Origin of the sequence: Actinokineospora spheciospongiae (assembly GCF_003182415.1) — a bacterium.
Taxonomy (GTDB): domain Bacteria; phylum Actinomycetota; class Actinomycetes; order Mycobacteriales; family Pseudonocardiaceae; genus Actinokineospora; species Actinokineospora spheciospongiae.
Genome location: NZ_QHCP01000003.1, coordinates 674,691 through 701,071, shown reverse-complemented (window position 1 = coordinate 701,071; position 26,381 = coordinate 674,691). Strand labels below are relative to the sequence as shown.

Annotated in this window: 25 protein-coding genes; 9 read left to right on the top strand and 16 right to left on the bottom strand. The window is 72.3% G+C overall.

Annotated features, from left to right (window positions below):
• Nucleotides 1-138: 138 nt before the first annotated feature.
• From DFQ13_RS10775 to DFQ13_RS10760, 4 genes are read right to left on the bottom strand one after another with little or no spacing between them, the layout of a single operon-like run.
• Nucleotides 139-1,011 carry a DUF6039 family protein gene (locus DFQ13_RS10775; RefSeq protein WP_110079644.1) on the bottom strand — a complete coding sequence of 291 codons (873 nt, stop codon included), beginning with the start codon at nt 1,009-1,011 and terminating at the stop codon, nt 139-141.
• Nucleotides 1,008-3,332, bottom strand: a complete 2,325-nt coding sequence (gene fabD / locus DFQ13_RS10770) for an ACP S-malonyltransferase (protein ID WP_110079643.1) — start codon at nt 3,330-3,332, stop codon at nt 1,008-1,010. The genes DFQ13_RS10775 and fabD overlap by 4 nt, the downstream gene beginning before the upstream one ends.
• A 4-nt stretch (nt 3,333-3,336) precedes the next feature.
• Nucleotides 3,337-4,107: an enoyl-CoA hydratase-related protein gene (locus DFQ13_RS10765; protein ID WP_035283252.1), complete on the bottom strand. Its 771-nt coding sequence runs from the start codon at nt 4,105-4,107 to the stop codon at nt 3,337-3,339.
• 4 nt (nt 4,108-4,111) lie between these two features.
• The gene (locus DFQ13_RS10760) at nt 4,112-5,011 is read right to left on the bottom strand and encodes a DUF6039 family protein (protein ID WP_110079642.1); all 900 of its coding nucleotides are present in this window, start codon (nt 5,009-5,011) and stop codon (nt 4,112-4,114) included.
• 178 nt (nt 5,012-5,189) lie between these two features.
• Here DFQ13_RS10760 and DFQ13_RS10755 point away from each other — a divergent pair, with 178 nt between their 5' ends.
• Both DFQ13_RS10755 and DFQ13_RS10750 read left to right on the top strand, forming a co-directional pair.
• Nucleotides 5,190-6,386, top strand: coding sequence for a cytochrome P450 (locus tag DFQ13_RS10755; RefSeq protein WP_110079641.1), 1,197 nt, complete (start codon nt 5,190-5,192; stop codon nt 6,384-6,386).
• Nucleotides 6,387-6,396: 10 nt separating this feature from the next.
• The gene (locus tag DFQ13_RS10750; protein WP_110079640.1) at nt 6,397-7,215 is read left to right on the top strand and encodes a PIG-L deacetylase family protein; all 819 of its coding nucleotides are present in this window, start codon (nt 6,397-6,399) and stop codon (nt 7,213-7,215) included.
• Here DFQ13_RS10750 and DFQ13_RS10745 read toward each other — a convergent pair.
• Nucleotides 7,169-7,915 carry an AraC family transcriptional regulator gene (locus tag DFQ13_RS10745; RefSeq protein ID WP_110079639.1) on the bottom strand — a complete coding sequence of 249 codons (747 nt, stop codon included), beginning with the start codon at nt 7,913-7,915 and terminating at the stop codon, nt 7,169-7,171. The two genes, DFQ13_RS10750 and DFQ13_RS10745, sit on opposite strands and share 47 nt — an antisense overlap.
• Nucleotides 7,916-7,969: 54 nt before the next feature.
• Between DFQ13_RS10745 and DFQ13_RS10740 the strand changes: the two genes are divergently transcribed.
• Entirely contained in the window at nt 7,970-8,347 is a 378-nt protein-coding gene (locus DFQ13_RS10740) for a VOC family protein (RefSeq protein WP_110079638.1), read from the top strand.
• A 54-nt stretch (nt 8,348-8,401) separates the two neighbouring features.
• Here DFQ13_RS10740 and DFQ13_RS10735 read toward each other — a convergent pair whose 3' ends face one another.
• The 5 genes from DFQ13_RS10735 to DFQ13_RS10720 form a co-directional block, all read right to left on the bottom strand.
• Entirely contained in the window at nt 8,402-9,025 is a 624-nt protein-coding gene (locus tag DFQ13_RS10735) for a hypothetical protein (protein ID WP_146241189.1), read from the bottom strand.
• Nucleotides 9,026-9,044: 19 nt separating this feature from the next.
• A complete protein-coding gene (locus DFQ13_RS33055; protein ID WP_146241188.1) occupies nt 9,045-9,527 on the bottom strand; it encodes a hypothetical protein in 483 nt (160 codons plus the stop codon).
• 284 nt (nt 9,528-9,811) lie between these two features.
• Nucleotides 9,812-11,026 (bottom strand): acyl-CoA dehydrogenase family protein, encoded by a 1,215-nt coding sequence (locus tag DFQ13_RS10730; RefSeq protein ID WP_110079636.1) that lies wholly within the window; start codon nt 11,024-11,026, stop codon nt 9,812-9,814.
• A gap of 32 nt (nt 11,027-11,058) precedes the next feature.
• Complete coding sequence (locus tag DFQ13_RS10725) at nt 11,059-12,354, bottom strand: acyl-CoA dehydrogenase family protein (protein ID WP_035283244.1); 1,296 nt, start codon at nt 12,352-12,354, stop codon at nt 11,059-11,061.
• A 233-nt stretch (nt 12,355-12,587) separates the two neighbouring features.
• Nucleotides 12,588-13,562: a D-2-hydroxyacid dehydrogenase gene (locus tag DFQ13_RS10720; RefSeq protein ID WP_035283243.1), complete on the bottom strand. Its 975-nt coding sequence runs from the start codon at nt 13,560-13,562 to the stop codon at nt 12,588-12,590.
• Nucleotides 13,563-14,083: 521 nt separating this feature from the next.
• Here DFQ13_RS10720 and shbA point away from each other — a divergent pair.
• The gene (gene shbA / locus DFQ13_RS10715; protein WP_267880600.1) at nt 14,084-14,731 is read left to right on the top strand and encodes an RNA polymerase sigma factor ShbA; all 648 of its coding nucleotides are present in this window, start codon (nt 14,084-14,086) and stop codon (nt 14,729-14,731) included.
• Nucleotides 14,732-14,866: 135 nt separating this feature from the next.
• Here the strand turns inward: shbA and DFQ13_RS10710 are convergent, their stop codons facing one another.
• The 6 genes from DFQ13_RS10710 to DFQ13_RS10685 form a co-directional block, all read right to left on the bottom strand.
• Complete coding sequence (locus DFQ13_RS10710; RefSeq protein ID WP_233438343.1) at nt 14,867-15,481, bottom strand: class I SAM-dependent DNA methyltransferase; 615 nt, start codon at nt 15,479-15,481, stop codon at nt 14,867-14,869.
• Between the two features lie 33 nt (nt 15,482-15,514).
• On the bottom strand, nt 15,515-16,744 hold the full coding sequence (locus tag DFQ13_RS10705) for an alpha/beta hydrolase (protein WP_110079634.1): 1,230 nt from the start codon (nt 16,742-16,744) through the stop codon (nt 15,515-15,517).
• Between the two features lie 60 nt (nt 16,745-16,804).
• Nucleotides 16,805-17,662, bottom strand: a complete 858-nt coding sequence (locus DFQ13_RS10700) for a MaoC/PaaZ C-terminal domain-containing protein (protein ID WP_110079747.1) — start codon at nt 17,660-17,662, stop codon at nt 16,805-16,807.
• Between the two features lie 11 nt (nt 17,663-17,673).
• The gene (locus DFQ13_RS10695) at nt 17,674-18,717 is read right to left on the bottom strand and encodes a ferredoxin--NADP reductase (protein ID WP_110079633.1); all 1,044 of its coding nucleotides are present in this window, start codon (nt 18,715-18,717) and stop codon (nt 17,674-17,676) included.
• 138 nt (nt 18,718-18,855) lie between these two features.
• Entirely contained in the window at nt 18,856-20,100 is a 1,245-nt protein-coding gene (locus DFQ13_RS33710; protein ID WP_181399913.1) for a hypothetical protein, read from the bottom strand.
• Nucleotides 20,097-21,263: an OmpA family protein gene (locus tag DFQ13_RS10685; protein ID WP_146241187.1), complete on the bottom strand. Its 1,167-nt coding sequence runs from the start codon at nt 21,261-21,263 to the stop codon at nt 20,097-20,099. Before DFQ13_RS10685 ends, DFQ13_RS33710 begins: the two co-directional genes overlap by 4 nt.
• A gap of 475 nt (nt 21,264-21,738) precedes the next feature.
• Here DFQ13_RS10685 and DFQ13_RS10680 point away from each other — a divergent pair, with 475 nt between their 5' ends.
• The 5 genes from DFQ13_RS10680 to DFQ13_RS10660 all read left to right on the top strand — a co-directional run bounded on the left by DFQ13_RS10680 (nt 21,739) and on the right by DFQ13_RS10660 (nt 26,238).
• Nucleotides 21,739-22,599 (top strand): helix-turn-helix domain-containing protein, encoded by an 861-nt coding sequence (locus DFQ13_RS10680; RefSeq protein WP_035283237.1) that lies wholly within the window; start codon nt 21,739-21,741, stop codon nt 22,597-22,599.
• An 8-nt stretch (nt 22,600-22,607) separates the two neighbouring features.
• Nucleotides 22,608-22,808, top strand: coding sequence for a DUF397 domain-containing protein (locus tag DFQ13_RS10675; RefSeq protein ID WP_035283236.1), 201 nt, complete (start codon nt 22,608-22,610; stop codon nt 22,806-22,808).
• A 184-nt stretch (nt 22,809-22,992) separates the two neighbouring features.
• A complete protein-coding gene (locus tag DFQ13_RS10670) occupies nt 22,993-23,130 on the top strand; it encodes a hypothetical protein (protein WP_233438342.1) in 138 nt (45 codons plus the stop codon).
• Between the two features lie 193 nt (nt 23,131-23,323).
• A complete protein-coding gene (locus DFQ13_RS10665) occupies nt 23,324-24,778 on the top strand; it encodes a serine/threonine-protein kinase (protein WP_110079746.1) in 1,455 nt (484 codons plus the stop codon).
• 95 nt (nt 24,779-24,873) lie between these two features.
• Nucleotides 24,874-26,238, top strand: a complete 1,365-nt coding sequence (locus DFQ13_RS10660) for a WS/DGAT/MGAT family O-acyltransferase (protein WP_110079630.1) — start codon at nt 24,874-24,876, stop codon at nt 26,236-26,238.
• The last annotated feature ends 143 nt before the right edge of the window (nt 26,239-26,381 follow it).

Here is a 26,381-nt window from a genome sequence, read left to right as displayed (position 1 = left end):
ACGCAAGCATTTCCCCGGTCGGCTGCCGCGGTTCCGACGCTAATGCGGGGTCTGCCGGATGCCTGCTCACGTTTGAGCAGGGCCCGGACGCGCCGAAAGGGGCCACCGGTGTCCGGTGGCCCCTTTCGGCGGGTCGCGTCAGAAGCGGTCGGGCCGCAGCGGGGTGAAGGCGACGTCGCCCATGCTGCCCTCGACGAAGATGCGGTTCCAGGTGCCGCCGCCCTTGGCCGGGGCGATGATCTCGTTCAGGTAGATGTCGCGGGTGGCCTGGTCCATGCGCTGGTGCATGTCGATCAGGTCGTAGTAGGAGTCCAGGTCCTTCATGTGGATGAGCCAGTGCACGTGGTCGGCGCCGCCGAAGGCCTCCTCGAACAGGAAGGAGGTGCTGACCCCGGGCAGGTGGGTGTTGATGTCCTCGGTGATCTGGCGGGCGAACATGCGGGCCTCGGCGCGGAAGGCGTACTTGGTGACCGCGCTGCGGTGGATGACGATCTCGGAGTTGCCGGAGTGGACCAGCGAGTCGGCGGGCAGCGAGGTCTGGCCCGCGGCGGGCGGCACCACCAGGTTCGGCTTGGCGGTGTCGATCCCGGCGCCCTCGGGCAGCGCCTCGTCGGTGCCGTACATGCCCCAGTGCTGCGGGATCAGCAGGGTCTCGGTGACCGAGCCGTCGACGTACATGGGGTCGGTGCCCGCGCCCTCGCCGGTGCCCTCCAGGCCGTCCTCGAACAGGTCCGACACCGCCGCGTAGTCGTGCAGCGAGCGCAGGTGCAGCAGCCAGTGCAGGCGGTCGCGGCGGCCGAACGCCTCCTCGTAGACGAAGACCGTGGCGGCGCCCTGGTGCTTGTGGTTGATCTGCTCCGCCAGCTCCAGCGCGGTCTTCTTGCCCACCGAGCGGAACTGCGCGCGCAGTTGGGCGGTGCGCTCGACCACCACCCCGGAGTTGACCGAGTTGAGCAGGTCCTCCGGTGCCAGCGTGGTCTGGGCCTGCGCGCCCACGGCGGTCTCGGTCACGGTCGTCCTCCACACATCCCGGCGAGCACCTCGGCGGCGCCGCTCATCAGTCGTTCCGCGATGACCTCGACGTGGCGGGCCCGCCAGTCCTGGAGGTCGGTGCCCGCGGCGAAGCGGTTGAACGCGCCGATCGCCGGGCCGCACTGGATCTGGTAGTTCACCCGCTGGTCGGGCACGCCGTCGAGGCCCCAGCGGACCGAGCGGGCGAAGTACCACTGGAAGGCCAGGGCGAGCTTCTGCTTGCCGCTCAGCCTGCTCAGGTCCTTGCCGCGCCCCTGGTGGTAGGCCGCGGTCTCCGCCCACACCTCGGCGTAGGGGCGCTTGAAGTAGGTGTCCTCGATGCTCTTGCGCGTCCGCTCGTCGATCTCCTCCCAGGAGTCGTAGCGGCGGTAGAGCTGGTGGAGCTTGTTGCCGCGGGCGGCGAACAGGGTGCCCTTGCGGACCACCTGCACCCGGGCGCCGATCTCGAACATGTCCCCGGCGGGGGCGTACGCGGTGTCCTGCACGTCCAGCGACGCCAGGATGTCCTTGACCGCGTCGGAGGTCCCGCTCTCCGGGGTGCACTGGTTGACCGACCCGGTGAGCACGAAGTCCGCGCCCAGCACCAACATCGCGGCCACCGCCTCCGGGGCGCCCACGCCACCGGCCGCGCCGACGCGCAAGCGCTTGGCGTAGCCCTCCTCGGCCATGACCTCGTCGCGCAGGCGCAGCATGGACGGCATCAGCGTCAGGGCCGCGCCGCCGTCGGTGTGCCCGCCGGAATCGGCCTCGACGCAGATGTCCTCGCTGACCGGCAGCACCAGGGCGACCCTGGCCTCCTCGTCGGTCAGCAGGCCCGCGTCGCGCAGCTTCGCCACCACGGCGGGGGCTGCCGGGCGCATGAACGCGGCGGCCACCTCCGGGCGCGACACCTTCGCCAGCACCCGGTGCGGGGCGTGGCAGACGCCTGCCGCGTCGATCCGCGCACCGTGGTAGCGGAAGCGGACCACGGCGGGGGTGACCTGGGTGAAGCCCGCGGTCTCGACCGCGCGGACGCCGTGGCGCAGGTACAGCTCGACCACGGCGTCCTCGAACGCCGGGTCGTCCAGGGAGTGCAGCAGGTTCATGCCGTAGCGGCCGTCCGGGCCCAGAGCGGACTTGATCTCCACCAGGGCCGCCTCGACCCGGTCCGGCTTCAGCCCGCCCGCGCCGAAGAAGCCCAGCAGCCCGGCCCGGCCCAGCCGGATCACCAGCTCGGTGGAGGCGATGCCGCGGAACATGGCCCCGGCCAGGTAGGCGTACCGGACACCCCAGTCCCGGCGGAACTCCGCCGACCCCAGGTCCTCCGCGCGCAACCCGACCGGTCGCGTGGGCACGGCGGTCGTGGGAATGGCCGCCGTGGGAGCGGCCATCGCGGGAACGGCGACTGTGGAGGCGGCCATGGCGGGAGTGGCGGGCCGGGGAGCGGGGATCAGCGGCGCCGCGGTCGGGGCGGGCACCGGGTCGGTGACCGCCGCCTTCCACAACCCGGCCAGCACCCGCCCCGGACCCAGCTCCTCGACCTCCTCGACACCGTGGTCGATCAGGTGGCGCATGGACTCCGCCCAGCGCACCGGCCTGCGGATCTGCTCGGCCAGCAGGGTCGCGACCTCACCCGGCCGGTACGGCTGGGCGGTGACGTTGGAGATGACCGGCACCATCGGGTCGGTGAAGGTGACCCCGGCCAGCACGGCGGCGAACTCCTCGGCCGCGGCGGCCATGTACCGGGAGTGGAACGCGGCGCTGACCTTGAGCGGCACGCAGCGCGCGGCCTTGTCCCGCTCGATCAGGATCGTCGCCGCCCGGATGCCCTCCGGCGGGCCGGACAGCACCACCTGGGTGCGGGAGTTGTGGTTGGCGATGTCCACGCCGGTGTCCGCGCCGCCCGCGAGCAGCTCGACCACCCGGTCGAGGTCCACGCCGATGACCGCGGTCATGCCGCCGCCACCCGCCCGGCCCATCAGCTCGCCGCGGCGGCGCACCAGCTCCACGCCGGTGGAGAAGTCGAAGCAGCCCGCGGCGAACAGCGCGTCGTACTCGCCGAGGCTGTGCCCGGCCAGGAACTTCGGCGCGGGCAGCTCGCGGGCGCGCGACAGGTGCGTCAGCGCGTTGACCACGAACAGCGCGGGCTGGGCGAACTCGGTGCGCCGCAGCCGCCCGTCCGGGTCGTCGGCGCACAGCTCCCGCAGCGACCAGCCGAGGACGTCCTCGGCCTGGCGGGTCAGCTCCGGGTAGCGGTCGAACAGCCCGGCGCCCATGCCCTTGCGCTGCGAGCCCTGACCGGGGAAGACCAACGCGACCATGGTGCTACGCCTCCCAGGGGAACTTCCGGTGCGTGGTGAAGTCGGAGATGCGCCTGGCCACGGTCTCGTCGGCCATCAGGCGCGCGAACTCGCGCAGCGCCAGCTCCTCGCCCGCGGCCGAACCGGACCACTGGGCGCGGCAGTACCGCTTGAGGTCGGCCACGGTCGCCGCGTCCATGCGGCGCAGCCGGGCCAGCAGGGTGCGCAGGGCCGTGTCCGGCCGCTCGGTCAGCTCGTCCACCAGGTGCCAGCGCTCGGCGGCCTCGGCGGGGACCGACTGGGTGGACAGCGACATGGTGTAGGCCTTCTGGAAGCCCACCCGGCGGATCAGGAACGGCAGCACGCAGCACGGCAGCAGCCCCCACAGCGCCTCCGGGAGGCCGAACTGGCTGCGCGCGGTGGCGAAGACGAAGTCGCTGGCGGCGACCAGGCCGACCCCGCCACCGGAGGTCCAGCCGTCCACCAGGGACACCACCACCCTGGGGGCGAGGGTGAACCGGCGCAGCAGGCCGAGGAATTCCTCCCCGCCCACCCTGGCCAGCTCACCCCCGTCGCCCAGGTGCTCGGAGGCGTCGGCGAAGTCCATCCCGGTGCAGAACACCCCGTCGGCCCCGTGCAGGGCGACGACGCGGCAGTCCGGGTCGGCCTCGGCCAGGTCCAGGGCGGCGTGCAGCTCGGTGAGCACGGTGCCGCCGATGGCGCCGCGGGTGAGGCCGACCCGCAGCAGGCCGGGGGCCCGCTCCAGGCGCAGCGTGCTGAACTCCGCCGTGGTCATGGCGTCAGAAGCCGGAGGCGGTGGTGCCGGACCGCAGCGGGGAGAGCACCAGGTCCTGGATGGTGCCGTCGACGAAGGTCTTCTCCCAGGAGCCGCCGCCCTTGGCCAGCGCGACCCGGCGGGCGCCGAGGATCTGCTTGTAGGTCTCGTCCTTGCCCAGCTCCACCAGCTTGAGGTAGTCGTTGAGCGTCTTGAAGTGCAGGGTCCAGTGGATGCGGTCCTGGCGGCCGAAGGTCTCCTCGAACAGGAACGCCGACACCGAGCCGCGCAGGGTGTTGTTGATGTGGTTGGCCCACTCGTAGGCGAACTGGCGGGCCTCGTCGCGGAACTCGTACTTGCAGTGCGCGGTCCGCATGATCGTGATGCCCGCGTTGCCGGTGTGCAGCAGCTCGCCCTCGGGGACGGTGGTCTGGTGCGAGGCCGGGTCGGCGAAGTACGTCGGGTCGTCATCGTCGTCGTCGTGGTCCCCGACGCCGTGCTGGGGGACGATGACGCGCTCGGAGAAGGTGCCCTCGGTGAACATCCGCTCCCAGTTGCCGCCGCCGCCCTCGGCGAGGCGGTCGCGCTCGGTGATGTCCTTGAAGGTCTTGTCGTGGTCGACCAGGTCCAGGATGACGTGGTAGTCGTTGGGGTTCTTGAAGTGCTGCACCCAGTGCACCCGGTCCTGCTGCCCGAACAGCTCCTCGAACACGACGATGGTCGCCTTGCCCGCCAGCGGCTTGTTCAGGAAGCCCGCCAGCTCCAGGGCGAACTCCCGGCCCTCGCGGCGGAACTCGTGCCGGATCTGGCCGGAGCGGTGGATGACGAACCCGCTGTTCGAGGTGTTGAACGCCGTCGGGGCCTGCGTGGGCACCCCGGTCTCGTCGGTCTCCGCGAGCACGGGGCGCTCGATGATGTCGGTCATGGCCACGGTCCCCTTCGGTGGTCTGCTGTGCTGCTCGCCACCCTCACCCCGCCGGCGGCGGGGGTCTGCTCAGTACTGCGCAGAGGGTCCGGCGGCGGCTGCCTACCTTCGTGGGGAAGGCAGAACTGCGCAGGAAGCTTGTTCGGGGTGAGCGTTCCGGGAACGAGGTGCGCCTGAGATGGCGGAAACCCAGCGGGTGCACGTGTACCCCTTCGGCGAGGTGACCGGACTGGAGGTGCACCCGGTGTTCGCCGAGCTGCGGGAGTCCGAACCACTGGCCCGGGTGCGGCTGCCGCACGGCGGCGAGGGGTGGCTGGTCACCCGGTACGCCGACGTCAAGCTGGTCAACTCCGACCCCAGGTTCACCCGGTCGCCGGTGGGCGGGGGCGTTCCGCGCACCACGGCGCTGCCGCGCCGGGCCGACTCGATCCTGGGCATGGACCCGCCCGGGCACACGCGGCTGCGCGCCCTGGTGTCGAAGGCGTTCACCCCCCGCCGGGTCGAGCGGCTGCGACCGCGGGTCGAGCAGGTCGTGGCCGCGCTGCTGGACCGGGTGGAGGAAATCGGGCCGGGGGCGGACCTGGTGGCCGGGCTGAGCCTGCCGCTGACCATCACCGTCATCTGCGACCTCCTCGGCGTCCCCTACCGCGACCACGCCGAATTCCGCCGCTGGTCCGACGCGATGATGTCCACCACCGCGGTCGACCCCGCCGAGGCCGCGCACAGCGAGGCCGCCCTGCGCGCCTACCTGGCCCGCCTGGTCGCAGAGCGCCGCGCGCACCCCCGCGACGACCTGCTCGGCCACCTCGTCGCGGCCCGCGACCGCGGCTCCCGGCTCACGGAGCCGGAACTGGTGTCGTTCGGCGTGACGCTGCTGATCGCCGGGCACGAGACCGCCGCGAACCAGCTTTCGAACTTCGCCTACGTGCTGCTCACCACCCCGCCCCTGCTCGCGGCGCTGCGCGCGGACCGGGGCCTGCTGCCGGGGGCGGTCGAGGAGCTGCTGCGGTTCGTCCCCCTGGGCAACGGCATCGGCAACGCCCGGGTCGCCCGCGTCGACGTCGAGCTGAGCGGCGGCGTCGTCCGCGCGGGCGAACACGTCTTCGCCGCCGGGGTCAACGCCAACCGCGACCCCCGCGCCTTCCCCGACCCGGACACCCCCGACCCGCGCCGCACGCCCAACCCGCACCTGGCGTTCGGGCACGGCCCGCACTACTGCCTGGGGGCGCAACTGGCGCGGATGGAACTGACCGTCGCCCTCGGCGCCCTGCTCGACCGCTTCCCCGCCCTGGCCCTGGCCGTGGACCCCGGGGACGTGCCGTGGAAGCGGGGCAGGCTCCTGCGCGGCCCCGACCGACTGCCCGTGCGCTGGTGAGGAGAAGCCCGTGACAACCCCGTCGACCACCCCAGACCTGCGCGGCCACACCGCAGTGGTCCTGCACGCCCACCCCGACGACGAGGCCATCTTCACCGGCATCACCATGCGCCGCCTCGCCGACGCGGGCGCCAGGGTCGTCCTCGTCTGCGCCACCGACGGCGACCTGGGAGAAGCCCTCATCCCCCTGCGCCCGCACGAGACGCTGGCGGGCCGCCGCCTCCTGGAACTGGAACGGGCGGGCGACATCCTCGGCGTCGACCGCCTGGTCCTCCTGGGCTTCCGCGACTCGGGGCTGCCCGGCTGGCCGCAGAACCACCACCCGATGGCCCTCATGCGCCAACCGGTAGGCACCCTGTCCCGCCGGGTCGCCGAGATCATCGAAGCCGAACAGGCGGAGATGATCCTGCACTACGACTGGCGCGGGATCTACCGCCACCCCGACCACGTCGCCGTCCACCGCATCGGCCGCCAAGCCGCCCGCCTGGCCGGGGTGACGTCGTACGAGGCCACAGTGGACAGAACCCACCTCACCCGCCTCGGCGACAACGCCCACCTGGTCCACGCCGCAGCCCGCTCCACGGACGTCCCGTTCGGCCTGTTCCCCTCGGAGATCACGGTGACGCTGCGGGCGACCTACGCGGAGCTGTCGGCGAAACTGGCCGCCATCGTCACCCACGCCAGCCAGGTCACCGGCGAGGCGGTCGCCCACGCGACCTTCCCCGACGCCTACCGCTTCGAGTGGTACCAGCGCATCGGCCCCCCGACGGTGCTGGAAGCGCTCACCGCGGAAGGAATTGCCGTGGGGTCCGCCCCAGCTCGGCCTTGAACGCCACGACGAAGGCGGACGGGGTCGTGTACCCGGCGGCGACCGACGCGGCGGTGACGGAGGCCCCGGAGGCCAACAGGTCCAGGGAGGCCAGGACGTGCGCGCGCCGCCGCCAAGCCCCCAGGCCCAACCCGGTCTCGGCGACGAACAGCCGCTCCAACGTCCGCCTGCCCACCCCGACCCGCCGGGCCACGGCGTCGAGGTCGGCGGTCGCGTCGGCGAGGATGCCGGTGGCCGCCGCGGTGGCGCGCGGGTCGCGGGGCCAGGACAGGCGCAGCGGCTCCGCGGGCAGCATGCGCAGCTCGGCGGTGAGCACGGTCAGCAGGGCGGCGTGGACGGGGTCGGCCAGGTCGAGGGGGCAGGTGCGCACGGTGTGCAGCACCAACGCCCGGGCCCAGTCGGTCACCGTGACGACCCGGACGTCACCGGGCAGGGTCCCGAGGGTGGAGTCGAAGTAGAGGGTCCGCACCGCGACCCCGGCCCGGTTGCCCACGGTGGCCGGAGCCCCGTCGGGAACCCACAGCCCACGCCCCACCGGCACCGCCCACACCCCGGCGGGCGTCGACACGGTCATCGCCCCGGCCTCCGCGCAGATGAACTGGTCCCACCCCGCCTCGACCGGCAGAACGGCCCGCCCGGCCGGGTGCGTCACCGCGTACCCCCGGACGGCGGGCTCACCACCCTGTCGTGATCTCAACATCTTCCGGCGGAGAATAGAAGGCCCGCCACCCCACCGCAATGCCACGATCCCCGCATGAACCTCGCCCACTTCGCCCTCAACGCCGACGACGTCCCCCGCAGCAAGGCCTTCTACGAGTCGGTGTTCGGCTGGAAGTTCACCCCCTGGGGCCCACCCGGCTTCCACCGCATCCAAACCGGCCCCGACCACAACCCCGGCGTCCCCGGCGCCCTCCAACAGCGCCGCCTCCTCCTCCCCGACACCCCCACCACGGGCGCCGAGTGCACCTTCACCGTCCTCGACCTCAACGCCACCGCCGAGACCGTCCGCCGCGCGGGCGGCACCCTCCTCACGGACCGCTTCACCATCGAGGGCGTCGGCCACCTCATCTTCTTCGCCGACCCAGCGGGCAACCCCATCTGCGCCATGCAACCCACCCCCGGGTCCCCCTGATCACGACATCGACGATCCACTGCCCCGTCCCACTCGAAGTGGAACACACTGGAATCACTCCGCTTCCGCGCCTTCCGGTGGCGCGGGAGCGACAGAGCGGCGATTCCTGATCGCGTCGACAACGGGCAGGGCCACGAAGATCGCCAACGTCGAACCAAGAACGACGAGTGTCACGTACATCGGAACATCGCGGTCTTGAGAGCTGAGCATCGGGAACACAAAAGGCGATCCCGCAAAGAAGATCGAGAACACGATCGGCAAGAAAAGCCAAGGGTGCAACACTTGACTGGGGGGCGCCTTCTTCTGCGCGAAAGATCGAGGATCGCGGCCGTACAAGCGCATCCGAGCCCGCCGAACTTCCCGGGCCTGACCGTCGAGGGTGTTCCACTCTTCAACCAGAACCAAACTCGCATCCCTCAGCGCCACAGTCGCCCAGAAATTGGAGAACAGACATGAAGCATTGCTGAGCGCTCCGAGAGTGGCGATCACCAACAAGCAGACACCGAGGCTGTGGCCTCCCCGAAACTTGTCCGAGTTCGCAATCAGGACAGCCATCGCGCCCACGAGGAAACTGTTGAGCGTCATCAACCAGCCCATCCTGTGACCGATGACGTCGTGCTCGAACTTCAACCGCTCCGCAAACACCTCTTCCAGAGGCTTCGCAGGTTCGCCGTCCATGAGCACCATGGTAGCCCCGTCAACCCAACCGTTGCGCCCACTTCTCCAGATCAGGCAACACAAGCGGGTCCATCGGACCATCGATGCTCAACACCAGGATGCGCACGGAAACTCCCGAGGAGAACGCGGCCACAGTTCGATGTGAACCATCGAGCAGAAGTTGCCTGTCGTCGACGCGGTAAGCCGGTACCGCCAGCACAAGTTGCCCGCCACTTCCACCAAAGCTGTGCGCCAGCGTTTTCAATCGCTCTCGCCGTTCCGGAGGCCAGGCAGTCGGTGTGGATGCAGCCTCGGCAACCGTCATCGGTACAGCTTGCCCGTCTCGCCAATCTCCCGGAGTCCGGTCAGCCGTCATGTACCACACTGTCAGCAAATCCCCGTGCTGCTCGCGCTGCGAGATGACCTGAAGGCCGACAGTCGCATCGCTGAGTGCGAGTCGATCCCAGTCGATCCACACCCTCATGCTTTCCGCGAACAGTTCACGGAACTCAACAAGGTCCACCAGGCCTCACTTGGCAATCCGAGATGGGGTTCGATCTTTCGATCGACAGATTACCGAAGGCGCATTGGGCCATTCCAGGCGGAGACCTGCGCCCACCTCGTGCCGTCCAGCGGGGAGCGGGCTCGGCGGACCGCCGACACGGTCTTCCAACCGCGGCCTGGCCTTCGCTCAGACGGCCCGACGACGGCCTGATCACGGAACCACCCGTGGCAGCCACCACGCAGAGCAGCGCCCGAGTCCACAGGGGACTCGGGCGCTGCCGTGTCAGAACTGTTGTCACCGCATCACTTCAGCTCAGACGACGACTTCCCGAGCAGGCGGCGGGCCACGATGAGCTGCTGGATCTGCTGGGTGCCCTCGAAGATGTCCAGGATCTTCGAGTCGCGGGCCCACTTCTCCAGGAGCGAGTTCTCGCTGTAGCCCAGCGATCCCGTCAGCTCCACGCAGCGCAGGGTGACGTCCGAGCCGGTGCGCCCGGCCTTGGCCTTGGCCATGGAGGCCTGCAGCGAGTTGGGCTTGCGGTTGTCGGCCATCCACGCCGCTTCCAGGGCCAGCAGGTACGCGGCCTCCCAGTCGGCTTCGAGCTGGAGGAAGGTGGCGGCGGCGGCGGACTGGGTCTGGGCGGGGCGGTCGTAGTCGATGACGACGCCCGACTCCTCCAGGATGCGGCGGGTTTCCTCGAGCGACGCCCGGGCCACGCCGATGGCCATGGCGGCCACCAGGGGGCGGGTGTTGTCGAAGGTCTGCATGACGCCCGCGAAGCCCTGTTCGGTGTTGACCTCGGGGCTGCCCAGCAGGTTGTCCTTGTGGACGCGGACGTTGTCCAGGCGGAAGTGGGCGGTGTCCGACGCCCGGATGCCCAGCTTGTGCTCCAGGCGCACCAGTTCGAAGCCGGGGGTGCCGCGGTCGACCACGAAGGACTTGATCGCGGCCTTGCCCAGGTTGCGGTCGAGGGTGGCCCAGACGACCACGCAGTCGGCGCGCTCGCCGGAGGTCACGAAGATCTTCTCGCCGTTGAGGACGTAGTGGTCGCCGTCCTTGACCGCCGTGGCGCGGATGGCGCCGGAGTCGGAGCCGGTGTCGGGCTCGGTGATGGCCATGGCGGCCCACTTGCCCTTGTAGCGCTCCAACTGCTCGTCGTTGGCGACCGAGGCGATGGCGGCGTTGCCCAGGCCCTGGCGCGGCATCGACAGCAGCAGGCCCACGTCGCCCCAGCACATCTCCATGGTGCCCAGGAGGAGCTGGAGGTTGGAGCCGTTGCGGTTGCCCTGCTCCTTGTCCTTCTTGCCGTCGCCGCGGCGGACGCCGCCCGCGCCGGTGCCGTTGCCGGAGGCCGAGAGGCCGTCCAGCAGGGCGGCCAGCATGTCGAGCTCCTTGGGGTAGGTGTGCTCGGCCTGGTCGTACTTGCGGGAGTTGGGCCGGAAGAACTCGGCGGCGGCGGCGTGGGCCTGCTCCACGAGCTGCTCGAACTTCTTGGGGATCTCGAGGTTGATCGTCATTTCCCTGTGTTCCTTACGCCTCGTGTGGGCCCTCAGACGAGGACGATGCCTTCGACCAGACCGATGGCCCGCAGGTCGCGGTACCACCGCTCCACGGGGTGCTCCTTGACGAAACCGTGGCCGCCGAGGAGCTGCACGCCGTCGTTGCCGATCAGCATGCCCTTGTCGGCGCACAGCTTGCGGGCCAGCGCGGCCTCGCGGGCGTAGGGCTTGCCCTGCTCGGCGCGCGAGGCGGCCTTGTAGGTGAGCAGGCGCATGCCCTCGAGCTCGATGCCGATGTTGGCGACCATGAACGCCACGCTCTGCCGGTGCGAGATGGGCTCGCCGAACGCCACCCGGTCGTTGACGTAGGGGATGACGTAGTCGAGCACGGCCTGGCCGGTGCCCAGGGCGAGGGCGCACCAGCCGATGCGGGAGAGCCGCACGCACTCGGCGAACACGTCGGCCTTGCCGCCGCCGAGCAGGGCGGTGGCGGGCAGCGCGACCTTGTCCAGGCGCAGGCGGCCCATGCCCGCGGCGCGCAGGCCCATGGCGGGCTCGGACTCGACCGTGACGCCCGCGGAGCCGGACTCGACCAGGAACAGCGCCGGGCCGCGGCCGTCGAGGTCGGCGGCGACGATGAACAGCTCAGCCTGGTTGGCCCGCGGCACCAGGGACTTGACGCCCTCGATGACGAAGCCGCCCGCGGTGCGGTAGGCCTTGGTCTTGAGCTTGAACGGGTCGAACAGCGGCGTGGGCTCCTGGATGGTCAGGGCCGCGGCCGGGACGTTGTCGCCGACGAAGGCGGGCAGGTAGGTGGACTGCTGGGTCTCGTCGCCCCACTGGACCAGGGCGGTGCTGACCGCCGAGGGCGCCAGGCAGGCGACCGCGAGGCCCATGTCGCCGTGCGCGAGGGCCTCGGCGACCAGGACGTTGGTGACCGCGGAGCGCTCGGTGCCCAGGCCGCCGAGCTCCTCGGGCACGCCCACCAGGGTGACGCCGAGTTCCTGGATCTGCGAGAGCAGGCCCTGCGGCGCCTCGCACTTGGCGTCGGCGTCGGCGGCGATGGGGCGGATCTGCTCGGCGGCGAACTCCACCACCGTCTCGCGGATCATGCCCTGCTCCTCGTCGGGCGTCAGGTCGAACAGACCGCGCTCCGGGGCCGAGGGCAGGCGCTTGGGCTTGCTCTGCTTGGTGGCCGAGGCGAACGTGCGGCTGGCCGCGCCGACCGCGGTGAAGCCGCTCCTGGTCGCCTCGTAGAGCCCGCGCTCCACCGGCTTGCGCAGGCCGAAGCGGTCGAGCACCTCCGTGCTCGCCAGCTTGTTCAGCGCCGCGAGGACCGTGCCCATGGCGTCCCGCCTGGGCTGCGCGGTGCCCGTTCCCTCTTTCGTGGCCATGGTGCTCCCACCTCAGTGTCGAACCGTCCGATCTGGCTTACCTACTCTAGAGTAGCAACCGGGTTCGTTCGACCTCTGTGACCGGCGTCACCTGTTTGCCGCAGTGCCCGAACTATCCCCCACCAGAGTGAAAAGTGCAGGCCAAGACCGATTTCCGCCGACTCCGGGGGCGCGGCAAATCGACGTCACGAACCGCCGCGCACGTACCCGCGGCGCTTGTCCACCAGGTTCACCAGCGGCCTGCCGTCGCGGAAGCGCTCCAGGTTGTCCTGGAAGCGGCGCACCAGTTCCTCCCGCCAGCCGACCACGTCACCGGACATGTGCGGGGAGATCAGCACGTTCGGCATGTCCCACAGCGGCGAGGACGGCGGCAGCGGGTCGTCGCGGAACACGTCGAAGGCCGCGCCCGCGATCTCCCGCGAGTCCAGCGCGTCGATCAGGTCCGGCTGCACCACCAGCCCGCCGCGGCCGACGTTGACCAGCCGGGCGGTGCCGCGCATGGCGCGCAGGGCGGCCGCGTCGATCAGTCCGGTCGTCTCGGGGGTGAGCGGGGCGGCGAGGACCACCCAGTCGTGGTGCGGCAGCGCGGAGCGCAGCCCCGCCATCGGCACCACGTCCCCCAGGTCGGGGTCGGCGGCCCTGGCCACCCGGCCCACCCCGGAGACGATGACCCCCGCGGCGCCGAGCTTGCGGCCGATGGCGCGGCCGATCGGTCCGGTGCCGACCACCAGCGCCCGCGAGCCCGCCAGCCGCTCGGTCTCCCGGTGGCTCCAGTGCCTGCGCTGCTGCAGGCGGATGGTCGTGGGCAGGTCCTTGGCGAAGGCGAGCACCAGGCCGAGCACGTACTCGGCCATCGGCTCGTCGAACACGCCGCGGGAGTTGGTCAGCAGCACGTCGCTGTCGCGCAGCCCCGGGAAGAGCAGGTTGTCCACACCCGCGCTGGCCGCGTGCACCCACCGCAGCGAGTCCGCGGCGTCCCACACCCGGGCCAGGACCGGGGTGCGTGAGTCCCACACGAACAGTGCGTGCGCCCCGTTGAGGGCCGACCACAGCCCGCCCGCGTTCGTGTAGCGGACCCGCGACAGCGCCTCGACCGGTCCCATCGCGGGTGGGCGGTCGGCGCCGTGCAGGACCACGACGATCGGCTGGCTCATGTCCATGGCGAAATGCATCCCCGTTCGGGTGGGCCGGGTTCGACGACGCCGCGCCAGGTGCCATTACTCCATTCGAGCAAGGCATCACTCGTTCGGCGTAGCGCCGCTCACGCTGCCGGAAGCACGGCCGCACTGTTGTCCACCGTTTGCCCCGGAACGGGGCAGGCTGTGGTCCCCGTCGCGCACCTCAAGGGTACGTCGGTTGTCGGGATTCGAGAGATGCGCAGGTGAGGGGCCGGGCGGGGCGGCCGGTGGGGGCTGGGCCCGAACTGCGTACGGCCGTGTCCGCATAGGGACCTTGGACCCTAACCATCCTAAGGTTGAATCCAGAACCATCCCTCGTATGCAGCAGTCGCGCCTCTGGTGCGGAGCCAAAATCCCGGCTACCATCACTCTCCGTCAGGGCCACCATCGAATCCGACTGTCACGCGGACGGGTGGAGCGGTGAGCCGGGACAGCAGCGCCGTCGCGGATTCCGACGGCGTGTCCTCTCCTCTTTCGGCGTGCCGCTATCTCTGGGGGCTCAAGTGAGTTCAGCTACCCCGTCCGTTCCGGACACAACCGCCCGTCCCGGCCGCTCGGCCTCGACGGACGCCGTCTTCACCCGGCTCAAGAGCACCGCGTTCCACGAGCTGGTGGCCGCCTCGCTCGCCGGGGACAGGGAAGCCCAGGGCACGCTGTTCACCTGGATCAACCCGGCGATCATCCGCTACTGCCGCGCCCGCATCGGCCGCACCGGCAGCGCCTTCTCCTCCGCCGACGACGTCGCCCAGGAGATCCTGCTCGCCGTCCTCGGCGCCCTGCCCCGCTACTCCGACGACCGCGAGTCCTTCCTGCCGTTCGTCTACGGCATCGCCTCGCACAAGGTCGCCGACTACTACCGCCGCTCCGGCCGCGACCGCTCCGACCCCGTCGCCGACGTCCCCGACACCATCGACCACGGCCTGGGACCCGAGCAGACCATGCTGCGCGGGGAGATGCGCGAACGCCTGGTGGGCCTGCTCGACACCCTCGCCCCCCGCCAGCGCGAGATCCTGGTCCTGCGCCTGGTCGTCGGCCTCTCCGCCCAGGAGACCGCCACCGCCATCGGCCTCACCGCCACCGCCGTCCGCGTCGCCCAGCACCGCGCGCTCAACCGCCTGCGCGGCAGCCTGACCGCCGGTGAGTGGCTGTAGGACTGCTCCCGGTTGCGGAAGGGGCCCGGCGGTCGACGCCGGGCCCCTTCCGCTTCCCGACCGGACGGGCTCCAGGCAGGACACGAACAGGACACGGCGGCGGCCCGGTCCCGCGGAACCGGGCCGCCGCCGGGGTCACTTCGCGGTGGCGCGCAGGTAGAGCTGGACCTCGATGCGGCCGGGCTCGGCCTCGGCCTCGAACTCGCGCAGGTCGAGCACGTCGAAACCGGCGTCCGCCACGACCCGGCGGAGCTGGTCCGGCGGGTAGGCGGTGACCGTGGTCGGCGAACCGAGGAAGTTCACCGGGAACGCGTCGAAGTCGCCCTGCACCATGCTGATCACCAGCAGCTTCGGGCCGCGCAGCAGCCCGCGGAGGGCGCGCAGGGTGGCGGCGATGTCGGCCTTGGGCAGCATCAGCAGGGCGAAGAAGGTGGCCACCGCGTCGAATTCGCCCAGGTCGGCCAGGTCGCGCAGGTCGCCGTGGACGAACGTGGCCCCCGGGGCGTGCGCGCGGGCCAGGTCGAGCATCACCGACGACTCGTCGACGCCGACGACCTCCAGGCCCGCGTCGACGAACTGCTTGACGGTGGGCAGGCCGCTGCCGCAGCCCAGGTCCAGCACCCGCGACCCGGCGGGGAGCTGGTCGATCAGCCACTGCGCCTCGGCGATCTGGACGTCGCGCTCCACGAAGGACTCGTCGTAGCGGCTGCCGATGAGGTCGAAGGCGGGGACGGGGGGGTTCTCGGTCACGCCGCACAGCATGCCTGTGGTCACCGCACCGGTCTAGGCCGTGTTTCGGTAGGTCCACTCCAGGAACCGGGCCACCCCGCGCAGCACGTGCGCGCTGCGGATCGAGGGGAAGACGTCGAACGCGTGCTGCGCGCCGCTGATCTCCGCGTACGCGACCGGGTTCGCCGACACCGCCCGCAGGCGGCGCACGAACTCGCGCGCCTCCGGCACCGGGACCAGCGTGTCCGCGGCGCCGTGCACCACGAAGAACGGCGGCGCGTCGGCGCGCACCTGCGCCAGCGGCGACAGGCTCCGGTACAGCTCCGGGTACCGGCGCGGGTCCTTGCCGACGACGTAGCGGCTCAGCAGCAGCGACAGCCGCACGGTGGCGGCGCGGGTCTCGGTCTCGGCGGCGAGGTCGTAGACGCCGTAGTGCGGCGCGCAGGCCTGCACCGAGGTGTCGGCGTCCTCGAACCCGGGCTGCCACCGCGGGTCGTTGCCGGTCAGCGCCAGCATGGTCGCCAGGTGCCCGCCCGCCGACCCGCCGGTGACGGCGATGAACCCCGGGTCGCCGCCGTACTCGGCCGCGTGCTCGCGCACCCAGGCCACCGCCCGCTTGAGCGCGACGAGCTGCTGGTCGACCCGGGTCTTCGGGGACAGCGGGTAGTTCGCCGAGACGCACAGCCAGCCGTTGGCGGCCAGGTGCAGCATCAGCGGGATGCCCTGCTGGTCCTTGCGACCGGTCAGCCACGCGCCGCCGTGCACCTGGACCAGCACCGGCCGCTTCGCGCCCTGGTCGCGGTGGTGGTAGACGTCCAGCTCGAAGCGCCGCCCGCCGGGGGCGTAGGGCAGGTCGCGGCGGCGCACCACGGTCGGGTCGGCCAGCCGGAACGGCAGCAGCACCTGCCGCCACGGCACCGCCAGTTCCGCCCGGGTGGGCACGTGGTCGAGGCCGTCGGCGTAGTCCTCGCCCAGCGCCTCGCGCAGCCCGGCCTCCACCGCCGCCGCCGCCTTGCGCCCGGACAGCGCCAGCGCGGCCAGCCCGGCGACGGACAGCCCGCCGAGCACGGCGGCGACCCGGTCGTCCCGGTCGCGCAGGCCGCGGCGGGCGAGGCCGGTGAGCGTGGCCGCCGTCTCCGCGGCCAGCAGGTGCGGTGACAGCTCGGCGGTGAGCCAGCCCGCGAGGAACGTGGGCAGCGAGGTCCACGGGTTCCGCAGCGGGCGCAGGGCGTTGACCGTCAGCGCCAGCAGCCCGGCCTTGCGCAGCACCCGCTTTCGTCCCATGAACCGATGCTAAGCCGGGCAGGCGGTTTCGGGAGTGGTCGGGTGGCGTTGAAGACAGCCCTAGGCCCAGCTCAGTTCCACGTCGTCGAGGGCGGGGGCGTCGTCGCGGGCGGGGACGGTGGTGCGGGCGCGCAGGGACGACTCCGACAGCCAGGCTCGGGTGCGCAGGGTTTCGCCCGGGTAGACGACGCCGGTGAAGCGGGCGCCGAAGTCGGTGACCGGGTCCGGGTCGCCGTCGAGGACCGCGCCGATGAGGGCCTTGCAGACCACCCCGTAGGTGCACAGGCCGTGCAGGATGGGGGCCGGGAAGCCCGCGGCCCTGGCGAAGGCGGGGTCGGCGTGCAGGGGGTTGCGGTCGCCGCACAGCCGGTAGAGCAGGGCCTGCTGCGGCAGGGTCACCGAGTCGACGGTGAGGTCCGGCGGGCCCGGTGGGGTCCACCGCTCGGCCTTCGGGCCGCGGTCGCCGCCGAAGCCGCCCAGGCCGCGCACGACCAACGTCGACCTGCTCGTCCACAGTGGACCGGCCTGCGCGTGCGCCACCGAGTCGACCACCAGCACCGCGCTGGAACCCTTGTCCCAGAGCTGCGTCAGCGACCGCTCGACGCGCACCTCGCCCTCGGTCGGCAGCGGCAGCCGCACCGACACCGTCTGGCCGCCGTGCAGCACCCGGGACAGGTCGGCGCGCACCCCGGGCAGGGTCAGCGCGGGCGGGTCGAACATGCCCAGGCTCGGCACGAGGGCGCCGTAGGTGGGCAGCACGCGCAGACCGTCCTCGTGGGCGTAGTGCAGTTCCCTCGGGTCGAACGGGTCGCTGCCCGCGCCCAGGGCCAGGTGGTAGCGCTGCACGTCGACCGGGGACCAGCGGTGGTCGACGTCGGGCAGCCGGGCACCGAGCGCCGCCCCGGGGTCGATCGGCATCGGGGCGGTCCTCACTCGTAGGCGATCTCGACCTTCTCGGTCAGCGGGTGCGACTGGCAGGCGAGCCGGTGGCCGTCGGCCTTCTCCTCCTCCGACAGCGGGTCGTCGGCGTCCATCCGCACGTCGCCGGAGACGAGCTTGTAGACGCAGCTCCCGCAGGAGGCGGCCTGGCAGGAGTAGGGGGCTTCGATCCCCGCGTCCAGCAGGACGTCGAGCAGGACGTCGCCCACCGGCCAGTCCACGGTGTGCGTGGCGCCGTCGAGCTGCACGGTCACCACGGCGGTCTCCAGCGGCTTCACCTCGGCCGCCGCCTTCGCCGCCGCCTTGGCCGCGGCCTGCTCCAGCCGCTCGAACGGGTTGGCCGCCAGGGACACGAACCGCTCCATGTGCCTGCGCTCGCGCGGCACCCCCAGCTCGGTCAGCGCCTCGGTCACCGCGGTCATGAACGGCTGCGGGCCGCAGGTGTAGACGTCGTGGTCGGCGTGCGGGCGGGCCAGGTCGACCAGGTCGGCCAGGGCCGGGATGCCGCGCTCGGACTCCAGCCAGTGCGCCACGGTGAGCCTGCCCGGGTGCGCCGCGGCCAGCTCGGCCAGCCGGTCGGCGAAGATCACCGACCGGGGGTCGCGGTTGGCGTAGACCAGGGCGACCTCGCGGTGGCCCTGGTCCAGCGCGGACTTGATGATCGACATGATCGGGGTGATGCCGGAGCCGCCCGCGAACAGCAGCAGGTCGTGGTCGTAGTGCTTGGGGCCGAACACGCCCGAGGGTGCCAGCACCTCGATCGTGTCGCCGGGGGCGACGTTGTCGCAGACCCAGTTGGAGGCGTAGCCGTCGGCGGTGCGCTTGACGGTGACCTGCGGGCGGTCGCCGGTGTGCGGGGAACTCGACAGCGAGTAGCAGCGGGCCACCGAGCCGCACTCGTCGCTGGGCACCCGCAGCGTCAGGAACTGGCCGGGCCGGTAGTCGAGCTGCGCGTCGAAGACGATCGAGCGGGCGTCGGGCGTCTCGGCGATCACCTCCGCCACCGTCAGCAGGTGCGTCGTGAGTGCGGCCACCGCGGAACCTCCTCGTTGTCTCACCGCGCGCCGCGGGGGCGCACCGTCCGTGCTCGCACCGCATCATCCCGCTCACGCACGGTCGCGCGATACCCCTGGGCGGGGGTCGCACCGACGAAGGGTGCGCCCCCGCCCGCGTCACCACTCGCGGCGGACCAGCGCCTCCTCCCGGCCGAAGCGCTCGTCGGCGGGGCCGCCGGTGCCCGCCACCGCCTCCCGGATCGCCTGCGCCTGGACCAGCGCTCCCGCCGACTGCTCCAGCGCGGTGTCGAGCATCGGGCACGCTGGCGGTGCCTGCTTCCCCACCACCTGGTCGTTCCCCGCGCAGGAGCGGGCCAGCAGGACGGTGCGCCGCGCGCGCAGCAGGTGCCGTTCGACGCGCAGGTCGATCCGCGCCCGCTCGCGCCGCATCCTGGCGTCGATCGACCGCGCGTCGGCGATGGCCCGGTCGGCCCGGCGCAGGCCGCGGGCCCGCTCGACGTCCGCCCGGTGCACCACGGCGGTGAGCCCGGCCACCAGCCGGGTCGTCGGCGACCCGTCGAAGGCGTGCTGGAGCACCAGCACCCACGGCGCCGCGACCGCGCAGCCCGCGAGCACCAGCCCCACCACCGACGCCACCCCCACCTGGTCGACCGACTGCCCCTCGTACCTGATCCGCAGGAAGACCGACGCCGCCGCTCCCGCGCTGATCGACCCCAGCAGCAGGCACAGCAGCACCAGCACCGGGCCGCGCGGCGGGAACTCCTCCGCCGGGTCGTGCTCGGTGTCGGGGCGGGCACTGGCCACCCGCCAGGCCCAGACCCGCTCCCCGACGGCGACCGCCAGCTTCGCCTGCACCCCGGCCCCGAACAGGGCGAACGCGCAGGCCGTCACAAGCTCCGGGACGCCGGGGTCGGTCCAGTCGAGGTTGAGCAGCAGGCCGAACACCACCAGCAGCGCCACCGCGTCGACCAGCAGCAGCAGGTGTGCCAGCACCGTCGCCGCCCGGCCGCGGGCGTGGTCGTGGACGGCCACGCCCCGCTCCCGGTCGGCGCGGATCGCGGCCCTGGCCGCGGCCAGCTCGCCGCGCGCCGCCCGGGCGGTGGTCGACCACCCCGACCAGGCCGTGGCCCGCTTCCCCCCGACGACCCGGTCCCGGTCCTCGGCCGCGACGACGTCCGCGCAGCGCAGCTCCGCCGCCAGCGCCGCCCGCTGCGCCCTGCCGCTCCACCGCAGGACCCGGCGCCCGCGCCGACCGAACACCCGGTTCGCCGCCGACTCGGCCAGCGACCCGTGCGCCGCCTCGGCCGGACCGCCCCCGCCACCCCGCCGGGCGAGGGAGGTCGCGGTCGAGGACCGCCACGGGTGCCGCAGCCACTCCGCGGTGCTCAGGTGCCGCCTCACGACCGCCCACCCCCCGCGGTCACCTCGACCACGACGGCGCGGTTGCGCTGCGCCGCCACGGGGTCCAGGGCGCCGTCGGGTCCCACGTCGACGGCAAGGGGTTCGTCGAACCCCACCCCGAGGACGGTCACCGCCGACCCCGGCACCCCCAGCGCCACCAGGGCGTCGCGGACCGCGGTGGCCCTGGCCAGGCTCAGCCGCCGGGCGGTGTCGGCGGGTCCGACGGAGGCGGTGTGCCCGGTCAGGGTGATGCCCGCCCCCGGCGGGAGGTTCCCGGCGAGCTGCCGCAGCACCGGCCCGGCCGATTCCAGCAGCACGGCGGAGTCGGGTCCGAACAGCACGTCGCTGGGCAGCGCGATCGGCGCGGCCTGCGGGACCGGCTCCGAGATGACCGGTGGTTCGGGGACCGGGACCGTGGGCACCGGTGTGGTCGAGACCGGCCGCCCGCCGGTCACCGGGTCGGGGTCCACCGCGCACTCCGCCGCGCCGCCCGCGCGGCAGAGCCCCGTCCAGAAGTCCACCAGCCGGTTGCGCAGTTGCGGCGGCAGCGGCCGCTGCGGTGCCTCGGTGTCCCCGATCCCGCTGAACACGACCCGCTTCCCGGTCAGGTCCGGGACGAGCCCGAGCGACCGGGCGCGTTCCACGGTCGCCCCCGCCCCGACCCGGTCCCAGCCGAGGACCGCGGTGGCCAGCGGCCCGGTGGTCTGCAGGCCGGAGCTGAGCAGCACCCCGGTGACCCGGCCCGGGGTGCGCCCGATGTGGTCGAGTAGGGCGAGCGGGTCCGACCGGGCGGCGCCGCTCCCGGTCCCGGCCAGGAGCGCGCCCACCCGCTCCACCTCCTGCCGGGTGAGCGCCGCGCGCCGCGCGCCGTCGTGCTCGACCTGCGCCCCGCGCCGCAGCCGCAACTGCCCTTCCTCGACCACCCTGGGCCGCTGGTCCCCGGCCACCACGACCCGCAGGCTCGCGTGGTCGCCCCGCAGCGCGGCGGTGATCTCCTGCCGCGCCCGCGCGGTCAGCGCGGGCGCGGGCTCGTTGGCCCCCGCCGTCATGGCGAGCACGAGGACGTCGTCGTCCCCCGCCGCCTCCCGGGCGCACCCCACGACGAGTGCGCCGAACAGCACCGTTGCTGTCAGAAGAGCTGTGACCTGCTGGTTCTCCCTCATCGAGCACCTCATTCCCTGGCCGGGGGCGGCTCCCGAGGCCGCCTCCCGTGTGGCGTACGCCACCGGTACTCAGATTGCGTGACAGAAGTGCCTAAAACAAGTTCCTCATGCAATTGCACAAGGTGGCACCACCCGTTCGGAGCAGCATCAGGACCCCGGGTGTCAGCCGAATGGCCCAACGATCGCACGAACCATCCGAAGGTGTGATCCCGCCGAAAAGCTCCCTGGTGAACACTGGATTTCAAGCCCGGCAACAAGTTGGGCGGCGCGGCGCGCGCCGCGCTCCCACTGGCGCCGACCCGGGACGCCGGTGTTAACCTCGACGGGCTCTCGCCATGCAATTGCACCACGCTGCGCGGCGACTCCGCCCGGGTCGGCCACTTCGCGACGCGTTGAGCCGTCCGGAGAGCCGCCACGACAGCCGAGGCAGCAAGATCGACACCGTCCGGGGTCACGCCGCCGAGTAGGAGGGGACATGCCCAGCCAGGGCCCGCTCATCCCCCGACGCCGCCTGGGCGCCGAACTCCGCAGGCTCCGCGAGGCCGCGGGCCTGCACCTCGAGCACGCCGCCGCCCACCTCGAGTGCAGCACCAGCAAGGTCTCGCGCCTGGAGACCGGCCAGGGCATCCCCAAGACGCGCGACATCCGCGACCTGCTCGGCCTCTACGGCCTCACCGACCAGCGGGCCCAGGACCGCCTGCTGCGCCTGGCCGGGGACGGCCGCCGCCAGGCCTGGTGGCAGGACCTCAACGACGCGCTGACGAGCAACCTCGACCAGTACATCTCACTGGAGTCCGAGGCCTCGCTGCAACGCGACTTCAGCATCTCCTACATCTACGGGCTCCTGCAGACCGAGCGGTACGCCCGCGCACTGCTGCGGTCGATCGCCCCGCACGAGCGGGAGAGCATCGTCGAGGACCGCGTGGGCCTGCGCATGAAGCGGCAGCAGGAGTTCGGCGCCCGCACCGACCTGCCGCGGCTGGACATCATCCTGGACGAGGCGACCCTGCACCGCCGGGTCGGCGACGCGGGCGTCATGCGCGACCAGCTCGAATCCCTGTTGGCGGTGAACGAGACCACCGGCAGGCGGCTGCGGGTCTTCCCCTTCTCCGCCCAGCCCGACATGGGCGCCCAGTGCTCGTTCGTCATCTTCACCTTCGACAGCGACTACGACCGCAACGCCGTCCACATCGAACTGCCGGGAGGTGACCGCTGGTTGGAGGTGGAATCCGACATCGAGCGGTACACCTTGTTCTTCCAGGCCCTCGCCGGGAAAAGCCTCAGCGAGGATGACACCGACGCCCTGATAAAGAAAATCATGGCCAACAACCAGTAGGACAACCCGTGACAATCGATGCCGAATTCCGGCGGAGCAGCTTCTGCTCGAATGGCAACTGCGTCCAGGTCGCCATGCTCGCCGACGGCAGGGTCGCGCTGCGCGACTCGAAGAACCCCGCCGCCCCCGCCCACGTGCTCCCCGCGCGGGCGTGGACCCGGTTCAACGCCGCGATCAAGGGGGACGCGGTGGGCTGTCCGGCGGGCTGAGCCCGCTGTCCGCTTTTCGTCCCTGGTGATCACCTGTTATCGACCGCTAACCTGAAGGTGAAAGTCCTGTCACATCGCTGACTGCCGGACACGGGGATTCCTCCGCGATGTGGCTCCGGAGAGGGGTGGCGGAGTGGAACGGTTCAGGCGGAGCAGTCACTGCTCCAACGGCAGTTGTGTCGAGGTGAGCATCGCGGCGGACTCGGTGGCGGTTCGGGGAGTGGAACCGCGCACAGTCCTGCGGGTTCCCCTCGTCGGCGGCTGGCGGCGATTCCTGGGCGTGGTCAAGGCATCCGGGCCGGAGGACGACCGGGTCGCGTGAGACGGGGGTCTCATGCGGCCCGGCACCCGCCGGTTCGCGGGCGGACGAATGGCCGCCGCCGCGGTGCGGTTCGCTAGTCTCGGGTACTCAGGTCGGGGCCTGCAACCACACACGCGAGGAGTACCTGGTCATCGAACAGGGTCAGTTGGTCGCCGGTCGCTATCGGTTGCTCGAGACCATCGGCGGCGGCGCCATGGGAATCGTCTGGCGGGCCAAGGACGAACGGCTCGAGCGGGTCATCGCGATCAAGCAACTGGTGGTGCGGCCCGGCCTGTCGCAGACGCAGACCGACGAGGCGCGCAGGCGGGCGATGCGGGAGGCGCGGATCGCCGCGCGGCTGCACCACCGCAACGCCATCGCCATGCTCGACGTGGCCGAGCACGACGGCGACCCGTGCCTGATCATGGAGTTCCTGCCGTCGCGCAGCCTGTCCGCGGTCATCGCCGAGCGCGGCACGCTGCCGCCGGAGCAGGTCGCCGCGATCGGGTCGCAGGTGGCGGCGGCGCTGGCCGCGGCGCACGCGGCCGGGATCGTGCACCGCGACGTCAAGCCGGGCAACATCCTGCTCGACGACGCGGGCACGGTGAAGATCACCGACTTCGGCATCTCCCGGGCCATCGACGACGGCACGGTCACCGAGACCGGGATGCTCGCGGGCACCCCCGCCTACCTGGCCCCGGAGATCGCCCGCGGCCAGGACCCCAGCCGCGCCTCGGACGTGTTCTCCCTGGGTGCCACGCTCTACCACGCCATCGAGGGCACCCCGCCGTTCGGCCTGAACCCGAACGCGCTGGCCCTGCTGCACGCGGTGTCCTCCGGCAACATCCAGCACCCGCGCAACGCGGGCCCGCTCACCGACACGCTGATGGCGCTGCTCAGCGTGGACCCGGCGAACCGGCCGACGATGGAGCAGGCGGTGAGCGCGCTGACCGTGCCCACCGCGCCGCTGCCCGCGCAGCCGCTGCCGCAGCCGGTGCCGGTGCCGTTCACCGAGCAGCGCACCGTGCCCGCCCGGCCCGCCGCCGCGCCGCCGGTGCCGCCGCGGACCAGCTTCCTGCCCCCGCCCCGGCGGGAGCAGCCCGCCGCCGCCCCGGCCCCGCGCCAGCAGCCGGGTCCCAAGCGCGGTGTCCTGCTCGGCGCGGTGCTCGTGGTGGTCGCGCTGGCCGCCGCGGTGGTGACCGTGATCGCCGCCAACTCGGGCAAAACGGACGCCACCCCGCCCGGGACGGTGACCAGCTTCGTGACCGTGCCGGGGCAGGCGCCCCCGCAGCAGCAGCAACCGCCGACCACCACCACGACGACCCCCGCGCCCGCGGCGGGCGACGGCAAGGTGTCCGACTTCAGCTCCGCGGGCAAGCTGGTGATCGACTTCTACGGCGACGGCTCCGCCGCCGCGCACTGGGCCATGCTGGGCCCGAACGCCCGCGCCGTGTTCGGCGACGAGGCGGCGTTCACCGAGTACTGGGAGGGCTTCCGGTCGGTCAGCTCGCGCAACGCCAACGGCGTCACGGCGAACGCGAACGGGTCGGTCAACGTGCCGGTCGACGTGACCACCACGACGGCCGCGGGGGCAGAGGAATCCCGCAAGCGGCAGGTCGTGGTGATCTCCAGCGGGGGCAGGCTGCTGATCGACTCCGACCCGCGCTGACCGGCCGGTCCACCCCGGACTGTGATTGCGGCAACCCCGATCGGGTGGCAGCGTGGGGGGTCCGGGTCCACTGCCCGGGGTCGAGGAGGACCGCCATGCCCGTGATGCCGGTGACGGATTCGGTGTTCCTGCTCGGCGAGACGCGGGAGCACCCACTGCACGTGGGCGGCCTCCAGGTGTTCCGGCTCCCGGACGGCGCGGGCCCCGACCACGTCGGTGAACTGCACCGGGAACTGCTCACCCACACCGACATCAGCCCGCTGTTCCGGCGCAGGCCCCGCGGCCCGATCGGCACCCTCGGCCAGTGGGTGTGGTCCGACGACCACCAGCTCGACCTGGAGTACCACGTCCGGCTGTCGGCGCTGCCCACCCCGGGGCGGGTGCGCGAACTGCTGGAGCTGGTGTCCCGGCTGCACGGCTCCCTGCTCGACCGCCACCGCCCGCTGTGGGAGTGTCACCTGATCGAGGGCCTGGAGGACAACCGGTACGCGGTCTACACCAAGGCCCACCACGCCCTCCTCGACGGCGTCTCCGCTCTGCGCCTGCTGGAGCGTTCCCTGTCCACCGACCCGGCGGACACCGGCGTCCGCCCACCGTGGTCCCCGCGCCGGGGCGCGGTCGAGCCGCCGGAGCGGACCGCCCCGACCCCGTTCGCGGGCCTCGCCTCGGCCGCGAGCGTGGTCCGCGACGTCGTCGGCCTCGGCCCGGCGGTGGTGAAGTACGTCAACCAGGCGTTCCGCGAGCAGTCGGCGACCCTGCCGCACGAAACCCCCAAGACGATGTTCAACGTGCCGATCACCGGCGCCCGCCGCTTCGCCGCCCAGGGCTGGCCCCTGGCCCGCATCCGCGCGGTCGGCGCCGCCGCGGGCGCCACGGTGAACGACGTGGTGCTGGCGATGTGCGCGGGCGCGCTGCGCGAGTACCTGCTGGAACTCGGCGCCCTGCCCGACAAACCCCTGGTCGCCGCCGTCCCCATCTCCCTGCGCGAGGGCGCGGCCGTGGGCGGCAACGCCGTCGGCCTCATCCTCTGCACCCTGGCCACCGACCTCGACGACCCGGCCGCCCGCCTCACCGCCATCGCGGAGTCCATGCGCCGGGGCAAGGCCTTCTACCGGGGGATGTCCCCGCTGCAGATCACGGCCCTGAGCGCCATCCCGTTCGCCCCGCTGGCCCTGTCCCTGGTTCCCGGCGCGGTCCGGATCACCCCACCGGCGTTCAACCTGCTGATCTCCAACGTGCCCGGCCCGTCCGCCCCGCTGTACTGGAACGGCGCCAGGATGGAGGGCGTCTACCCCGTCTCGGTCCCGTACGAGGGCCAAGCCCTCAACATCACGGTGACGAGCTACGCGGGCAGCCTGGAGTTCGGCCTCACCGGGTGCAGGCGCAGCGTCCCCCGCCTGCAACGCCTACTGACGTTCCTCGAGGACAGCCTGGCCACCTTGGAGAAAGAACTCCTCTGAGCAGGTCCGCCACCGAGCGGGAACGAAGCCCGCTCCCCCACTGCCGAACCGCCGGGACACCTCGCCGGGCGATTCGCACCGACCCGACGATCCACACCGACCGGGCGATCCCGCACCGACCCGACGATTCGCACCGACCGGGC

Bases quoted from the DNA above. Each gene is read 5' to 3' on its own strand.
- DFQ13_RS10685 (WP_146241187.1), bottom strand. From the start codon at position 21,263: ATGAGGGAGAACCAGCAGGTCACAGCTCTTCTGACAGCAACGGTGCTG.
- fabD (WP_110079643.1), bottom strand. From the start codon at position 3,332: ATGGTCGCGTTGGTCTTCCCCGGTCAGGGCTCGCAGCGCAAGGGCATG.
- DFQ13_RS10680 (WP_035283237.1), top strand. From the start codon at position 21,739: ATGCCCAGCCAGGGCCCGCTCATCCCCCGACGCCGCCTGGGCGCCGAA.
- DFQ13_RS10705 (WP_110079634.1), bottom strand. From the start codon at position 16,744: ATGGGACGAAAGCGGGTGCTGCGCAAGGCCGGGCTGCTGGCGCTGACG.
- DFQ13_RS10725 (WP_035283244.1), bottom strand. From the start codon at position 12,354: ATGGGCACGGTCCTCGCGGCGCTGAACAAGCTGGCGAGCACGGAGGTG.
- DFQ13_RS10745 (WP_110079639.1), bottom strand. From the start codon at position 7,915: ATGTTGAGATCACGACAGGGTGGTGAGCCCGCCGTCCGGGGGTACGCG.
- DFQ13_RS10730 (WP_110079636.1), bottom strand. From the start codon at position 11,026: ATGACGATCAACCTCGAGATCCCCAAGAAGTTCGAGCAGCTCGTGGAG.
- DFQ13_RS10740 (WP_110079638.1), top strand. From the start codon at position 7,970: ATGAACCTCGCCCACTTCGCCCTCAACGCCGACGACGTCCCCCGCAGC.
- DFQ13_RS10720 (WP_035283243.1), bottom strand. From the start codon at position 13,562: ATGGACATGAGCCAGCCGATCGTCGTGGTCCTGCACGGCGCCGACCGC.
- DFQ13_RS10660 (WP_110079630.1), top strand. From the start codon at position 24,874: ATGCCCGTGATGCCGGTGACGGATTCGGTGTTCCTGCTCGGCGAGACG.
- DFQ13_RS10735 (WP_146241189.1), bottom strand. From the start codon at position 9,025: ATGGACGGCGAACCTGCGAAGCCTCTGGAAGAGGTGTTTGCGGAGCGG.
- DFQ13_RS10665 (WP_110079746.1), top strand. From the start codon at position 23,324: ATGGGAATCGTCTGGCGGGCCAAGGACGAACGGCTCGAGCGGGTCATC.
- DFQ13_RS10765 (WP_035283252.1), bottom strand. From the start codon at position 4,107: ATGACCACGGCGGAGTTCAGCACGCTGCGCCTGGAGCGGGCCCCCGGC.
- DFQ13_RS10700 (WP_110079747.1), bottom strand. From the start codon at position 17,662: ATGCCGATCGACCCCGGGGCGGCGCTCGGTGCCCGGCTGCCCGACGTC.
- DFQ13_RS10755 (WP_110079641.1), top strand. From the start codon at position 5,190: ATGGCGGAAACCCAGCGGGTGCACGTGTACCCCTTCGGCGAGGTGACC.
- DFQ13_RS10760 (WP_110079642.1), bottom strand. From the start codon at position 5,011: ATGACCGACATCATCGAGCGCCCCGTGCTCGCGGAGACCGACGAGACC.